At 48.8% G+C, this 15608-nt stretch carries 13 protein-coding genes; 4 read left to right on the forward strand and 9 right to left on the reverse strand.

Features of this window, described 5'->3' with window-relative positions; translation table 11 throughout:
- On the reverse strand, nt 1–800 hold an 800-nt coding region (locus tag ACTHR2_RS05180; protein WP_440375439.1), incomplete at its 3' end, for a DUF6531 domain-containing protein.
- A gap of 239 nt (nt 801–1039) precedes the next feature.
- On the reverse strand, nt 1040–1414 hold the full coding sequence (locus ACTHR2_RS05185) for an MTH938/NDUFAF3 family protein (protein WP_263336358.1): 375 nt from the start codon (nt 1412–1414) through the stop codon (nt 1040–1042).
- Nucleotides 1415–1620: 206 nt separating this feature from the next.
- Here ACTHR2_RS05185 and ACTHR2_RS05190 point away from each other — a divergent pair, with 206 nt between their 5' ends.
- The 3 genes from ACTHR2_RS05190 to ACTHR2_RS05200 all read left to right on the forward strand — a co-directional run bounded on the left by ACTHR2_RS05190 (nt 1621) and on the right by ACTHR2_RS05200 (nt 3994).
- Nucleotides 1621–2928 (forward strand): homoserine dehydrogenase, encoded by a 1308-nt coding sequence (locus ACTHR2_RS05190; RefSeq protein WP_049330891.1) that lies wholly within the window; start codon nt 1621–1623, stop codon nt 2926–2928.
- Entirely contained in the window at nt 2921–3355 is a 435-nt protein-coding gene (locus ACTHR2_RS05195; RefSeq protein WP_263336367.1) for a hypothetical protein, read from the forward strand. The genes ACTHR2_RS05190 and ACTHR2_RS05195 overlap by 8 nt, the downstream gene beginning before the upstream one ends.
- A 144-nt stretch (nt 3356–3499) precedes the next feature.
- The gene (locus ACTHR2_RS05200; RefSeq protein ID WP_049328665.1) at nt 3500–3994 is read left to right on the forward strand and encodes a hypothetical protein; all 495 of its coding nucleotides are present in this window, start codon (nt 3500–3502) and stop codon (nt 3992–3994) included.
- Nucleotides 3995–4039: 45 nt separating this feature from the next.
- Here the strand turns inward: ACTHR2_RS05200 and ACTHR2_RS05205 are convergent, their stop codons facing one another.
- A complete protein-coding gene (locus ACTHR2_RS05205; RefSeq protein WP_263336377.1) occupies nt 4040–4756 on the reverse strand; it encodes an S-methyl-5'-thioinosine phosphorylase in 717 nt (238 codons plus the stop codon).
- Between the two features lie 66 nt (nt 4757–4822).
- Nucleotides 4823–5893, reverse strand: a complete 1071-nt coding sequence (locus ACTHR2_RS05210) for an AI-2E family transporter (RefSeq protein ID WP_263336380.1) — start codon at nt 5891–5893, stop codon at nt 4823–4825.
- A gap of 203 nt (nt 5894–6096) precedes the next feature.
- Here ACTHR2_RS05210 and purM point away from each other — a divergent pair, with 203 nt between their 5' ends.
- A complete protein-coding gene (gene purM / locus ACTHR2_RS05215) occupies nt 6097–7131 on the forward strand; it encodes a phosphoribosylformylglycinamidine cyclo-ligase (RefSeq protein ID WP_003686290.1) in 1035 nt (344 codons plus the stop codon).
- 75 nt (nt 7132–7206) lie between these two features.
- On the opposite strand, the gene ACTHR2_RS05220 is transcribed toward purM, so the two are convergent.
- The 5 genes from ACTHR2_RS05220 to prpB all read right to left on the reverse strand — a co-directional run bounded on the left by ACTHR2_RS05220 (nt 7207) and on the right by prpB (nt 15045).
- Complete coding sequence (locus ACTHR2_RS05220) at nt 7207–8418, reverse strand: acetate kinase (RefSeq protein ID WP_128580680.1); 1212 nt, start codon at nt 8416–8418, stop codon at nt 7207–7209.
- Between the two features lie 214 nt (nt 8419–8632).
- The gene (gene prpF, locus ACTHR2_RS05225) at nt 8633–9802 is read right to left on the reverse strand and encodes a 2-methylaconitate cis-trans isomerase PrpF (protein ID WP_440375440.1); all 1170 of its coding nucleotides are present in this window, start codon (nt 9800–9802) and stop codon (nt 8633–8635) included.
- 118 nt (nt 9803–9920) lie between these two features.
- Nucleotides 9921–12527, reverse strand: a complete 2607-nt coding sequence (gene acnD / locus ACTHR2_RS05230; protein ID WP_070837981.1) for a Fe/S-dependent 2-methylisocitrate dehydratase AcnD — start codon at nt 12525–12527, stop codon at nt 9921–9923.
- Between the two features lie 403 nt (nt 12528–12930).
- On the reverse strand, nt 12931–14085 hold the full coding sequence (gene prpC, locus ACTHR2_RS05235) for a bifunctional 2-methylcitrate synthase/citrate synthase (protein WP_070711958.1): 1155 nt from the start codon (nt 14083–14085) through the stop codon (nt 12931–12933).
- A gap of 84 nt (nt 14086–14169) precedes the next feature.
- Nucleotides 14170–15045 (reverse strand): methylisocitrate lyase, encoded by an 876-nt coding sequence (gene prpB / locus ACTHR2_RS05240; protein WP_440375535.1) that lies wholly within the window; start codon nt 15043–15045, stop codon nt 14170–14172.
- Between the last annotated feature and the right edge of the window lie 563 nt (nt 15046–15608).

Raw genomic sequence — 15608 nt, forward strand, 5'->3', positions numbered from 1 at the left:
TCCGAACCGTCTTCAGCGACCACCAAAGGGGCAAAACGCAGCGCTATCGAACCGTCCAGCGAAGCAATGACGTAATGTCCGTCCGGGTTCTTGCTGAACCAAATCTGTTCGCTCTCGAACAATACCGGCTCTTCGTCATCTTCATCGACTTCCGGCAAAGGGAACAAACGGCCCTGATCGTCGATATAGGCCAATCCGGCCGCATCGCGGATAATGCGCTGGCAGCCCGGTACGCTCCAGCCCTCGCCGAGCCAGCCGGTACCGTCTTGGTCGGAATAATAGCTGCGGCTCCATACCAAAGGCAAAATGCCTTCAAAGGCAAAGTCGGCTTCACCCTCCAAAAACTTCAACCCGTGTATCGGATTGACCGGACGGCCGGCACCTACCGCCCCCTTACAGGACAAACAGGTTTTAGGGGGGAGTCTTTTGCTGAACTTGCCGTTCATATGGAACATATCGCCGGTACGCACGATATAGCGTTTGCGGATTTTAACCGAGGAAGAATGACGCATCGGCCAGGCCGGTTTGGTGGCGGTGCGGCTTTTTACCCCTTTACGGCCCGGAAGGGCGATTTCGTCGCCATAAGTTTTATCCGTCTTACTGGCATTAAAGACAAAAGCAGGCTTGCGGTTGAGGCGTACGTCTTTGGCGACGGTCTTGGCACCGCCGAGATCGGCAAAGAGTGGGAAGGGGATGGGTGGAACGGAAGGGGGAGCGGGTGGAGGAGGCCAACAGAAATCGGGGACGGTAAAGACGACCCTGAAGTCGCTGCTTTTACGGGCGATTTTATTGACGGCCATGGGGTGCTTTACTCCAGAGATTGGATAGTGATATAGAAGAATAATATCCGTTGACTGAATCTTACTTTATTTGGATATGAAAAGAAAAGCGTACTGAAAAATTTCAGATAGGATTTTTGTGTAAGTCATTGTATAGCTAGGAGAAACAGGAATGAATAGACTAAAATACTAGCACTATGAATTTAACATAATATAAATTATACGAACTTATGTCAGTCGGTATGCTGTAATTTCTATAATTATGGCCACAACCAAGCCCATGTGCTTCTGCCTTCGCCTTGCAGTAAAACTAAAGTTCTACAAGCTGAGGCTGTATTCATGCATTCGAGGCCGACTCCGTAAGTTGATAAGGCTGCGGCAATTTTGGGATGCATGAATTGTTGTTTCGCTCCGGTACCGATAATGATGACTTCAGGACGGTTTTCTGCTGTCTCAATTGCTGATACAAAAATTTGTTCGTTTAATTCTCCGATGGTCGCTTGAGGAATGATGCTCACTTTGCCATCTTGCCAGCAAATGGGTTCTGAGTATGCTTGTTCACCGATTTGCAATATGCCTTGTGAGGATGAAAAAAATGATGTGGCTTCATCGATATGGTTTTCTGTGATTTTCATGGCAATTCCTGTTTTTATGGTAGAACGATTTTTCAGACGGCCTTGGGAAACTTACAAAAAAAGGTGCAAAATCAAGCAATATCAGGTAGGATTCAACGTTTGACCTTGTGCATTGATGCTTTGCTCTGAATTTACGATTGCAAGCGATTATAACAAGCCTTGGTTTTTCGTGATTATTTTAAAGTATCGGCTCAAAAGGAGACACAATGAAGCCAGTAAATATCGGTCTTTTAGGTTTGGGTACAGTCGGTGGCGGTACAGCCACTGTATTGCAGGACAACGCTGCGGAAATCAGCCGCCGCTTGGGACGTGAAGTCCGTATTTCTGCTGTTTGTGATTTGAGCGAAGAAAAAGCCAAACAAATTTGCCCAAATGCTGCTTTTATCAAAGATCCGTTTGAGCTGGTTCAACATCAAGATGTTGATGTTGTTGTTGAATTGTTTGGCGGCACCGGTATTGCCAAAGATGCGGTATTAAAAGCGATTGAAAACGGCAAACACATTGTTACTGCCAATAAAAAACTGCTGGCTGAATACGGCAATGAAATTTTCCCTTTGGCTGAAGAAAAAAATGTCATGGTGCAGTTTGAAGCTGCTGTTGCCGGCGGTATCCCTATTATCAAGGCTTTGCGTGAAGGCTTGGCTGCAAACCAAATCCGTAGCATCGCCGGCATTATTAATGGTACTAGCAACTTCATTCTTACTGAAATGCGTGAAAAAGGCAGTGCGTTTGCAGACGTATTGAAAGAAGCTCAGGCTTTGGGCTATGCCGAAGCTGACCCTACTTTTGATATCGAAGGTCATGATGCCGGCCATAAAATTACCATTATGAGCGCATTGGCATTCGGTACGCCGATGAACTTTTCTGCCTGCTATTTGGAAGGTATCAGCAAACTTGACAGCCGCGATATCAAATACGCTGAAGAACTTGGCTACCGCATCAAATTGTTGGGTATTACCCGCAAAACCGACAAAGGCATCGAGTTGCGTGTACACCCTACTCTGATTCCTGAAAGCCGTCTGCTGGCTAACGTTAACGGCGTGATGAATGCTGTTCGTGTCAATGCTGATATGGTTGGTGAAACCTTGTATTATGGTGCAGGTGCCGGTGCATTGCCGACTGCTTCTGCCGTGGTTGCCGACATCATTGATATTGCCCGACTGATTGAAGCGGAAACTGACCATCGTGTCCCTCACTTGGCATTCCAACCTTCACAAGTTCAAGCGCAAAATATTCTGCCTATGGATGAAATTACCAGCAGCTACTATCTGCGCGTTCAAGCAACTGATGAACCGGGCACTTTGGGTCAAATTGCCGCCCTCTTGGCCAAAGAAAATGTTTCTATTGAGGCTCTGATTCAAAAAGGCGTGATTAATCAAAGCACTGCTGAAATCGTGATTCTGACTCACACCACAGTGGAACACAATGTTAAACGCGCTATCGCAGCGATTGAAGCTCTGAGCTGCGTGGATGCTCCGATCACCATGATCCGCATGGAAAGCCTGCATGACTGAGCAACAAACGGAAAGGCCGTCTGAAGAGCAACTGGTAGCCAGAAAAAAAGCCAAGGCAAAAATCCGCACCATCCGCATTTGGGCATGGATTATTTTGTCTTTGCTGGCGCTGACTGCCCTGCTCTCACAATGCGCCATGAACAAGCCGCAGATGAAACAAAATGTGGTGGAATCTTGCGTGAAAAACATTCCTTTTGCTGAAAAATGGCAAGCTGATTTGAAGGCAAAAGGTTTGGATGCTCAAAACGAGAAATTAGCTCAAGACTATTGTGTCTGCATGTGGGATCAGCCTTTAAGCAAACTCTCTGACGAGCAAATCCGAAACTTCGGCAAAATCAGCCCTGAGGAGCAACTCAAACTCTTGGGGGGCGCGGAATCTTTTGAAGCACGCGATCAGCAATGCGTAGCTGATTTAAAGGCTGAGTGAACCAATATCGGTTTAAGCCAAAGCTACAAGGCCGTCTGAACAACAGACGGCCTTTCTTATATTGAATAAATAGTAATAAGAATTGATTTCATTATATTTTAAGTTTAAGATAGCTTGGTAAATTGCTTTTCTATGGTTATTGCCATGCGTTACCACTTTCCTATTGCCGTTGATATTTATGATTTTTTGTATACCGGCCGGTTTGACTATCTGGAAATCGGACAATCGGCAGAGTCTATTTTGCAGATGTTTCCTGCGCCTGATTGCGTCCCTAAAGGCTTGTTGGTGCAAAAAGGCTGGAATATTTGGCTTTATGGTGATATCGAACTGCATTTCTCCGACAATCGGCTGACACAGATTCGCGCTGATTTTCAGCCTGATGCTGCACTAAGTGGCGGCCGTTGGGTAAAGTTGAATCCGTGGTTTTTTGCAAATGGCTGCCTTGATGTATATGCCGTCATTCAACGCTTGGTACAACGCAATATCGATTTTATTAAAACGGAAACGCACACCAATTTGATTTTACAGCTACAAAGCGGAGTTGAATTGATTTTTGAAAAATGTCGGGGCATGCAACTTGCCTCATTCCGCAAACAAAAAGCTTCCCTGCCCCATTGGGCGCGTGAAACGGCTTCTTAAATAAACAATGCCGTCTGAAAACATCATTTCAGACGGCATTATCAGTTACAAACCATTCAATAACTGTCGGATTTTCGTCATCGCCATAGAAGTCTGTTCATTACAGCCCACAGTCCCTACTCCGCTATCAAAGCAATCAATGCTGCTGACGCTGCAAAAGTGGGCATAGGCCATTTTCAACTCCCTGGCCAAAACAGCTTCGGGCATACCGGTCATACCGAGTACATCTACGCCGTCACGTCGATAACGGGCAATTTCTGCGCGGGTTGGACGGCGTGGGCCTTGCAGGCAACCATAAACGGCGGAGTCGTAAATCGGCACATTGTGCGCTTTCGTGATATTTAATAACTTTTGTCGCAATTCATTGCAATAAGGGTTGAAAAAATCGGTATGGACGACAGGGCATTCTTGGCCTTCAAAAAAAGTATCTTTACGGCCATAGGTATAGTCAATCAAATCGTCCGGCAACACCAGACTGCCGTTTTCAAAATCAGGGTTGATACCGACGACTGAAGAAATGGCAATAATGTTTTCAACGCCTAAAGAGTGCAATGCCCAGATATTGGCGCGATAGTTGATTTCATGCGGCGCGATGGTATGGCTGAAGCCGTGTCGGGCGAGAAAAACAATGTCCAAGCGCCCCAACCTGCCGAACAAAATAGGACTGCTGGTTAAGCCGTATGGAGTGCGTACGATTTTTCGTTCAGTAATTTCGAGTTCCGGCAGTTTGGTCAAACCGCTGCCGCCGATAATGGCTAACATATAGACTTCCTTTGTTATCAATGGCCGTCTGAAACTTGGATTTCAGACGGCCTTAATATCATCGATTTATTTATGTTTGTAGAAATGGCTGCCGAAATAGGCAGATGCACCTTCACGCAATAAAACCAATGTTACGGCGGCAAGCGGCAGACCGGCAAGCATACCGACAAAACCCATCAGTTGTCCGAAAGCCATCAACGAGAAAATCACCCAGAACGGAGACAAACCGATGCGGTCGCCGACGATTTTAGGCGTAATGAAAAAGCTTTCCAAGAATTGTCCGACACCGAATACAGCCCAGACCATCAACAAACCCTGCCATGAGCCATATTGCAAAAGCGCGGCAACTGTCGCCAGCAAAAGGCCGGTAAATGCACCCAAATACGGAATAAATACCAAAATACCGGCAATCATACCGATGGCAAAGCCGGAATCCAAACCGACCAGCATCAAGCCCAAGCCATAGACCAAGCCCATAATCATCATCACCATCAGCTGGCCACGCAGAAACTCGCCCAAAACTTCATCCATATTGCCGCTGATACGCGTGTAAGTTTCGATAAAACGGCGCGGAACCAATTTGCTGATTCCGGAAGACCAGCGTTTCCAATCCAACAAGAAGTAATACAGCAGCAAAGGTAACAACACCAAATTGCTGACGCCGCTGATGACGTTACCACTTTGACGCATCAAGGTAGGAATCCATTCTTTGAGCGTATTGCTCAACTCATCCGTATGCGACTGCAACCATGCAATAATTGATTCTTGATCGATTTGAATATAATCCCCGCTGACGCTATTGAGCCACGGCAGCAATTTGTTTTGAACAAAGCCTACGATTTGTGGCAGGCGTTCGGCCAGATTGTTAAACTGGTTCAACAACATAGGTACGATAATCAGCACCAACGACAGCAATATCAGCAAAGCCAGTGCCATAATAATCATAGAGGCCGGCACGCGACGGATACGCTTCAGTTGCAACCATTCGACCAAGGGATTCAAAACATAGGCCAAAACGGCAGCTACGATAAACGGCGTCAAAACATCGCCCAAGGCATATAAAAGCCAAATAAAGGCCGCGATAACGCAAGCCATAATAATCCACGGTTTTACACTGCGCGCTTTCTTTTGATACATAAAAAGGTATTTCCCAATTGATGTTTAAGGTTTTCGAAATAAATAAGCAGTATAACAGATTCACAAAGGCCGTCTGAACGCGCGACGACTATTAAGATAAAATAAAAATTGTTGACAATAATGCCAAAAAATTCAGCATGAATCCTCCAATTTAAGATAAAATACGCTCCGACAATCTACCCATACCCTAATAAGGAAATCCAATGAGCACTTCTTTGAGCTATCGTGACGCAGGCGTGGATATCGACGCAGGCGATCAACTGGTCGAAAACATCAAACCTTTTGCCAAGCGTACTATGCGCCCTGAAGTGTTGGGTGATTTGGGCGGTTTCGGCGCTTTGGTCGAAATCGGCAAAAAATATAAAAATCCGGTATTGGTTTCCGGTACGGACGGCGTCGGCACCAAGCTGAAACTGGCATTCGACTGGGACAAACACGATACCGTCGGCATCGATTTGGTTGCCATGAGCGTCAACGATATTTTGGTTCAAGGTGCAGAACCTTTGTTCTTCTTGGACTATTTCGCTTGCGGCAAGCTGGATGTTGCCCGCGCGACTGATGTGATTAAAGGCATTGCCCAAGGTTGCGAAGAATCCGGTTGCGCTTTGATTGGCGGTGAAACTGCCGAAATGCCGGGCATGTATCCCGAAGGCGAATACGACTTGGCCGGTTTTGCCGTCGGCGTGGTTGAAAAAGAACGCGTGATTAACGGCCGCAGCATTCAGGCCGGAGACGTTGTTTTGGGCTTGGCTTCCAACGGCGCACACTCCAACGGCTACTCTTTGGTACGCAAAATCATCGAGCGCGACAATCCTGATTTGGATGCGGAATTTGACAACGGCAAAACCTTGCGCGAAGCCATCATCGCCCCTACCCGCCTGTATGTGAAACCTATCCTTGCCGCTTTGGAAAAATTCACCATTAAAGGCATGGCCCACATTACTGGCGGCGGCATTACCGAAAACGTACCTCGCGTTTTGCCTGAAAATACCGTCGCACAAATCGATGCCAAAGCGTGGGAATTGCCTAAACTGTTCCAATGGCTGCAAAAAGCAGGCAATGTGGAAACCCAAGAAATGTACCGTACCTTCAACTGCGGTATCGGCATGGTCGTTATCATTGCTAAAGAAGATGCCGATGCGGTACAAGCATTCTTGAGCGAACAAGGCGAAACCGTTTACCGTTTGGGCGCAGTTCGTGAGCGAAACGGCGACGAACATCAAACCCAAGTGGCTTGATTTGAGATGTAATTAAAAAAGTGCGGATGATGAATCCGCACTTTTTATTGTTTATGGTCTAGGAAAATCTTCACCCTAACCTACTTCTTCCAAAAAGCCAGCCAACTGCGCCGTATCGTGGGCAATCATCAGCTCTTCATTGGTTGGAACAACCAAAACAGCCGGCATAGAACCTGTCGGGCTGATGATACCGGAGTTGCCGTAGCGTTTGTCCATATTGGCTTTGGTGTCGATGTGCAGACCTAAGAAATCCAAGTAGGAAACAGTTTTAGCGCGGATATTACGCGAGTTTTCGCCGATACCGCCGGTAAACACGAGTGCATCAATGCCGCCACAAGCTACTGCCATCGAAGCAATGTATTTGGCAAGGCGGTAAGTCATCACTTCCAGAGCCAAGCGTGCGCCTTCATGGCCTTCATCCGCAGCAATTTCCAAAGAACGGCAGTCGTTGGAGAGTTCGGAAATACCGAGCAAGCCTGATTTTTTGTTCAGCATTTCATTAACTTGTGCAACATCCAAACCGGCGTGTGAAGTCAGGTAGCTGTATACGCCCGGGTCGATGTCGCCGCAGCGCGTACCCATTACCAAGCCTTCGATCGGCGTGAAGCCCATACTGGTGTCAACGGATTTGCCGTTTTTGATCGCGGTAATGGATGCGCCATTGCCTAAGTGGGCAATAATCATGCGGATGTCTTCCAACGGTTTGCCCAAGATGCGTGCGGCTTCAGGGGCAACGTAACGCATACTGGTACCGTGGAAACCGTAGCGGCGGAAAGCGTATTTTTTACGCAATTCGCGCGGAACGGCATAAGTGTAGGCACGCTCCGGCATGGTTTGGTGGAACGAAGTATCCATCACGCCGACATTGGGCAGGCCCGGGAAATGCTCTTGCGCAGCCAAAATGCCGTTGATATTGGCAGGGTTGTGCAGCGGAGCGAGCGGAATGCAGGCATTGAGTTCGTCCATTACTGCTTGGTCGATCAAAACAGATTCGCTGTATTTTTCGCCGCCGTGAGCGATGCGGTGGCCGATGGCTTTAATGCGGTCGTGCAGGCCGTGTTTTTCAAGCTCTTTCAACAGCATACCTACGGCACCGGCATGATCGTTACGGCCGGTCAAAGCTGTTTGGCATTTTTTGCCGTCTTTGCTGAACGTAATGACTGCTTCGGGCGTACCCAAACGTTCGCCGAGACAGCTTAAGAGAACTTTACCGTTTTTACGGTCGATAACGGCACCTTTGAGTGAAGAGCTGCCGCAGTTCAGAACAAGAATGAGTTGGTTGGACATGGTGTTTCTCCTTTGAATTTTTGATTGTTTTTTTGGCTTCAGGCCGTCTGAAAAGAGCAAAAACATTTGAGAGCTTTTCAGATTGCCTTTGGTTTGGTGTTTAGTCAGGCTTTATGCCCAACCCTAATCTCCATTGCAGGTATCGCTTACCTGACTAAAATCTGCTTATTTGGTTTTCAGACGGCCTTGTTTAATGGCGTGGCCGTCTGAAAACTTAAAAGCAATCTTCCGGCACTCGGACTTGTCCTTCCATAATCACGCGTGCGCTACGGCTCATGACCGCTTTGGTGGCCGTCCATTGTCCGTCCTGACATTCGGCGGCAGCACCGACACGCAGTGTGCCTGACGGATGGCCGAAGCGGACTTCTTTACGCGCTCCGCCTCCGGCTGCAAGGTTGACCAGCGTTCCGGGCACGGCGGCGGCGGTAGCGATGGCAACTGAAGCGGTGCCCATCATGGCATGGTGCAATTTGCCCATGCTCAACGCGCGTACCAATAAGTCGATGTCGGCAGCTTTGACGGTTTTGCCGCTTGAAGCGGTGTAATCGGCCACAGGGGCGACAAAAGCGACTTTCGGAGTATGGGCGCGGGTGGCGGCCTCGGATACATCACTGATCAAGCCCATTTTCAGTGCACCATACGCACGGATGGTTTCAAATTTTTCCAGAGCCGCGGCATCGTTGTTGATGTCGTCTTGCAACTCTTTGCCTGTGTAGCCCAAATCTGCGGCATTCAGGAAAATGGTTGGAATACCGGCATTGATAAGCGTGGCTTTCAGACGGCCTATATTCGGCACATCAATTTCATCGACCAAATTGCCGGTTGGGAACATACTGCCTTCGCCGTCGGCCGGATCTAAAAATTCGATTTGTACTTCGGCTGCCGGAAACGTTACGCCGTCAAGCTCAAAATCACCTGTTTCCAACACTGCGCCGTTTTGCATCGGTACATGGGCAATAATGGTTTTGCCGATGTTTTTCTGCCAGATTTTGACGGTACACAGGCCGTCTGAAGGGATTTTGGATTTATCGACCAAGCCTTGCTCGATGGCAAATGCGCCCACGGCGGCGGTCAGATTACCGCAGTTGCCGCTCCAATCGACAAAAGGTTTGTCGATGGAAACTTGTCCGAACAAGTAATCGACATCGTGATCGGTACGTTCGGATTTGTCCAAAATCACGGCTTTGCTGGTGGACGAACTGGCATTACCCAAACCGTCAATCTGTTTGCCGTAAGGGTCGGGACTGCCGAGTACGCGCAAGAGGATTTTGTCGCGTGCCTCGCCTGCTTGCTGTGCAGCGGCCGGCAGATCGGTACGTTTGAAGAAAATGCCTTTAGATGTACCGCCGCGGTAGTAAACGGCTGGGATTTTAATTTGCGGCATTTCGGATTCTCCTTTGTATTTTTTAGTATGGTTTTTTCAGACGGCCCCTCAAACATTCGAGGCCGTCTGAAAACCTTTTTTAGCGTAGCCCGGGCATTTTGACGATACCCGATTTACCTTACGCTGCATTTCCTTCTAAAAAGTCTTGTGCGAAACGTTGCAACACGCCACCGGCTTCATATACCAACACTTCTTCTGCGGTATCGAGGCGGCAGGTCACCGGAACTTCGACGGTTTCGCCGTTTTTACGGTGAATCACGAGGGTCAGGTCGCAACGCGGTGTGCGTTCGCCGACAACATCGTAGGTTTCCGTACCGTCCAGTTGCAGGGTATGGCGGTTGGTACCCGGTTTGAACTGCAGCGGCAACACGCCCATACCGATCAAGTTAGTGCGGTGGATACGCTCGAAGCCTTCGGCAACAATCGCTTCCACGCCGGCGAGGCGTACGCCTTTTGCAGCCCAGTCGCGGCTTGAGCCTTGACCGTAGTCCGCACCGGCAATGATGATGAGCGGCTGTTTGCGGTTCATATAGGTTTCGATGGCTTCCCACATGCGCATGGTTTGGCCTTCTGGTTCAACGCGTGCCAGTGAACCTTGGCGTACGCTGCCGTCTTCGTTTCTTACCATTTCGTTAAACAGTTTCGGATTGGCGAAGGTTGCGCGTTGGGCGGTCAAGTGGTCGCCGCGGTGGGTTGCGTAAGAGTTGAAGTCTTCTTCAGGCAAACCCATTTTTGCCAAATATTCGCCTGCGGCACTGCTGGACAAAATCGCATTGGACGGTGAGAGATGGTCGGTGGTGATGTTGTCGGGCAAAATCGCCAGCGGACGCATACCGCTCAATGTGCGTTCCCCTGCCAGTGCGCCTTCCCAGTAAGGCGGGCGGCGGATATATGTGGACATTGGACGCCAGTCGTACAACGGGCTTGGTGCTTTTTGCGCTGTGCCGGTGTCGAACATCGGGATATAAACGTCGCGGAATTGTTTCGGTTTCACATATTCGGCAACGATGGCATCGATTTCTTCATCGGTAGGCCAGATGTCTTTCAGGCGGATTTCTTTGCCGTCTGCAACGCCGAGTACGTCGTTTTCAATATCGAAACGGATGCTGCCTGCCAGTGCGTAGGCAACGACCAACGGAGGCGAAGCGAGGAAAGCCTGTTTCGCATACGGATGGATGCGGCCGTCGAAGTTGCGGTTGCCTGACAATACGGCGGTAGCGTACAAATCGCGGTCGATGATTTCTTTTTGGATTTTCGGATCCAGCGCGCCGCTCATGCCGTTACAGGTGGTACATGCGAAGGCAACGATACCGAAGCCGAGTTTTTCCATTTCAGGCAGCAGGCCTGCTTCTTTCAAATAGATTTCGGCTACTTTTGAACCCGGGGCAAACGAAGATTTCACCCAAGGTTTGCGTTGCAAGCCGAGGCGGTTTGCATTACGTGCCAACAGCGCGGCGGCAACAACGTTGCGCGGATTGGAAGTATTGGTACAGGAAGTAATCGCGGCAATAATCACTGCACCGTCAGGCATTTGGCCGTCTGAAGGCTCTTCGTAAGGTTTAGCCAAGCCTTTGCTGGCCAAATCGGCGGTCGCAAAACGGGCATGCGGGTTACTTGGACCTGCCATATTGCGCGTTACGCTGCTTAAATCAAATTTCAATACGCGAGGATAAACGGCGGTTTTCAAGGCGTCTGCCCACAAGCCTGCGGTTTTGGCGTAGGTTTCCACCAATTTCACTTGCGCATCGTCGCGACCGGTCAGTTTCAAATAATCAATGGTTTGCTCATCAATAGCGAACATCGCGGCAGTTGCGCCGAACTCAGGGGTCATATTGGAAATGGTGGCACGGTCGCCGATGGACAGACTTCTTGCACCTTCGCCGAAGAATTCGACAAATGCGCCAACCACGCGCTCTTTACGCAAGAATTCGGTCAGTGCCAACACGATGTCGGTGGCAGTAATGCCCGGCTGGCGTTTGCCGGTCAGCTCAACGCCGACAATATCAGGCAGACGCATCATGGAGGCACGGCCCAACATTACGGTTTCGGCTTCCAAACCACCCACACCTACGGAAATCACGCCCAATGAATCGACGTGCGGCGTATGTGAGTCAGTACCGACGCAGGTGTCAGGGAATGCCACGCCGTTTTTGACTTGGACAACCGGCGACATTTTTTCCAAATTGATTTGGTGCATAATGCCGTTGCCCGCAGGAATCACGTCCACATTTTCAAATGCGGTTTTTGTCCAGTTGATGAAGTGGAAACGGTCTTCGTTACGTCTGTCTTCGATTTCGCGGTTTTTGCGGAAGGCATCAGGATCGTAACCGCCGCATTCAACGGCCAAAGAGTGGTCGACGATGAGCTGGGTTTGCACCACCGGATTCACTTTGGAAGGATCGCCGCCTTTTTCGGCAATTGCATCACGCAGGCCCGCCAAATCCACCAACGCTGTCTGACCCAGAATATCGTGACACACCACGCGCGCCGGATACCAAGGGAAGTCGATTTCCTGCTTTCCCTCAATCAGTTGGCCCAGCCAGCTTTGCAGTGTAGGCAGGTCGACTTTGTCTGCGCGGTTGACCAAGTTCTCAGCCAAGATACGGCTTGTATAAGGCAGCTTGTCGTAAGAGCCTGGTTTGATGTCTTCACACGCCTGACGCGCGTCGTAATATTCCAAATCCGTACCGGGCAAAGCTTTACGGTAGCGTTGGTTGGCAGTCATGTCGGTTCTCCTAAATCTATTCTTTTTTTGGTTTTGGGGTTTCAGACGGCCTGTTGATTCGGACCTTAAGGCCGTCTGAAACCATAAATTCTGTTTTATTGCTTGTTGTCTGAAATCTATTCGCGGTATGAAAAAAAATTGCTGCTCCGCTACCATCATTCCCGTATAGACGGAAATCCAAACTTAAATCTTTCAGTACTCTTTACAGCAGAACATTTCAACTTTTGAATTTCTGCCTGTATGGGAATGACGACAGCAGAGCAGCATGTTTTCCAAACGGCCGGCTCTCTCTCTCTCGCATACTGCACTAGGCCGTCGAAAAACGAAAACTTAATTTATTCATTGTTTTCAAACGGCATTTCGAGATGGGGCGGGCTGGCGGCCCACCCTGCTGTTACGCGTATTAGCGGTTTTCAATCTCCACGAATGCCAAATCTTCAGGGCCTGTGTAGTTTGCGCTCGGACGGATGATTTTGCCGTCTTTGCGTTGCTCGAGAACGTGTGCGCTCCAACCGGTTGTACGGGAAATTACGAACAGCGGTGTGAACATAGCGGTCGGTACGCCCAATTTTTGGTAGGAAACAGCGGAGAACCAGTCCAGATTCGGGAACATTTTTTTCTCTTCCCACATCACGCTCTCCAAGCGTTCGGCAATGTCAAAGAGGCGCATATCGCCGGTTTCTTTGCTCAAACCGCGTGCCACTTCTTTAATGACAACGTTGCGAGGGTCGGAAATGGTGTACACCGGATGACCGAAACCGATCACGATTTCTTTGCGGCCGATGCGTTCGCGGATATCTGCTTCGGCTTCGTCGGCATTGCGGTAGCGTTTTTGAATATCGTAAGCCACTTCATTCGCGCCGCCGTGTTTCGGACCTTTCAACGCGCCGATTGCACCGGTAATGCTGGAGTACATATCAGAACCTGTACCGGCAATCACGCGGGCGGTGAAGGTAGAAGCGTTGAACTCGTGTTCAGCATACAGAATCAGTGAAACGTGCATGGCTTTGATGTGTGATTCGCTTGGGCGTTTGCCGTGCAATAGGTGCAGGAAATGACCGCCGATGGTCTCTTCGTCGCTTTCAACTTCAATGCGTTTGCCGTTGTGCGAATATTGATACCAGTACAGCAGGATGCTGCCAAGGCTGGCGATCAGTTTGTCGGCGATGTCGCGCGCTTCACTTTCCGGATGGCTTTCACGTTCAGGATGAACGCAGCCCAGCATGGATACGCCGGTACGCATCACGTCCATCGGATGGGTATGTGCAGGCAGGCTTTCCAAAACTTTAATCACACGGATAGGCAGGCCGCGCATGGATTTGAGTTTGGCTTTATAAGCGGCCAGCTCGAATTTGTTGGGCAGATGACCGTGAATCAGCAGGTGGGCGACTTCTTCAAACTCGCATTTTTGTGCCAAATCCAAGATGTCGTAACCTCGATAGCTCAAATCGTTACCGGTACGGCCAACGGTACACAATTCGGTATTACCGGCCGCAACGCCAGAAAGCGCAACGGATTTTTTAGGTTTGAAGGTCGGGGTTTGAGTAGTTTCAGTCATGGTATTTCTCCTTTGTATTTTTATGGGTTTTATTTTTCAGACGGCCGATGCGGATTTGTTGAAAGGCCGTCTGAAAGCGGTTACTTATTTTTGAAACAATTTATCCAGTTTTTGCTCGAAGGCATGATAGTTCAGATTCTCGTACAGCTCGGCACGGGTTTGCATAGTGTCAACCACTGCAGCCTGAGTGCCATCGCGCATAATCGCTTCGTAAACATTCAAAGCGGCTTTGCTTGCTGCGCGGAACGATGACAGTGGATACAGCACCAGCGACACGCCGTTTTCAGCCAGCTCGCTTTGGGTATAAAGCGGCGTTGCACCAAACTCGGTAATGTTGGCCAATACCGGTGCTTTCACTGCATCTGCAAATTGGCGGTACATTTTCAAATCGGTCATGGCTTCAGGGAAAATCATGTCTGCACCGGCTTCGACACAAGCCTGAGCGCGTTCGATAGCGGCATCCAAACCTTCTACCGCCAGCGCATCGGTACGCGCCATAATCACGAAGTTCTCATCAACGCGGGCATCTACGGCAGCTTTGATACGGTCGACCATTTCATCTTTAGAAACGATGGCTTTGTTCGGACGGTGGCCGCAGCGTTTTTGCGCTACCTGATCTTCGATGTGAACCGCTGCAACACCAGCGCGTTCAAAGTTGCGAATGGTACGGGCAATATTAAATGCACCGCCCCAACCCACATCGATGTCCACCAGCAGAGGCGTATCCACGTTGTCCGTAATGCGTCGTGCGTCGATCAGCACATCTTCCATTGTGGTAATGCCCAAATCAGGGATACCGCAAGAGCAGGCTGCCACGCCGCCGCCGGACAGGTAAATCGCTTTGAAACCGCTTTGGGTGGCCAATCGTGCAAAATAAGCATTGACGCAACCGACTACGGCAAGAGGATTCGATTCTTTCACGGCTTGGCGGAAACGTGCTCCGGCAGAGTGTTGGCTCATCATATTTCTCCTTTATAGACTTTTTTCAGTATTAATCGGACGGCTCGGTTTTTCATAACTTGAAACGAACCGTTTAAAAAGAAACAATCGTTCTAAAAACTGTTTTCAGACGGCCTGTAAAATTTCAATCATCAACCATCTGAAAATTTAAAATCAATAAATACAAATAGTTATCAAAACCAATAAATACAATAAGGTTGAAGCGGAGGCGTACGTTTTTTAATTTTTATTAATCAAAATATGAATTCGATTGGAGATACAGATATTTTAAAACCCGAAACGTTTGTAGGAATGCGGAAACTGGATTCGGGTCGAGAGCCTTCAGACCGTCGCGACTGCCAATAAGCTGGCAGCGACGGGAGCGGCAGAGACGGGAGAAAATCTATAACAAGAGAGAGTGGTTTGATACAGATTCATGATGATGTTCCTTTGTAGTGCAATGTAGTTTTTATTTATGGAAACAAATTTAAAAAATAAAACCAGTCTTGTCAAACACTTTTTTCAAAAAAATTATAAAAAATTCAGTTATTAATAAACGATTTTTTCACAACAAATGTAAAAAA

Source organism: Neisseria sp. P0006.S004, from assembly GCF_051963015.1.
Taxonomy (GTDB): Bacteria; Pseudomonadota; Gammaproteobacteria; order Burkholderiales; family Neisseriaceae; genus Neisseria.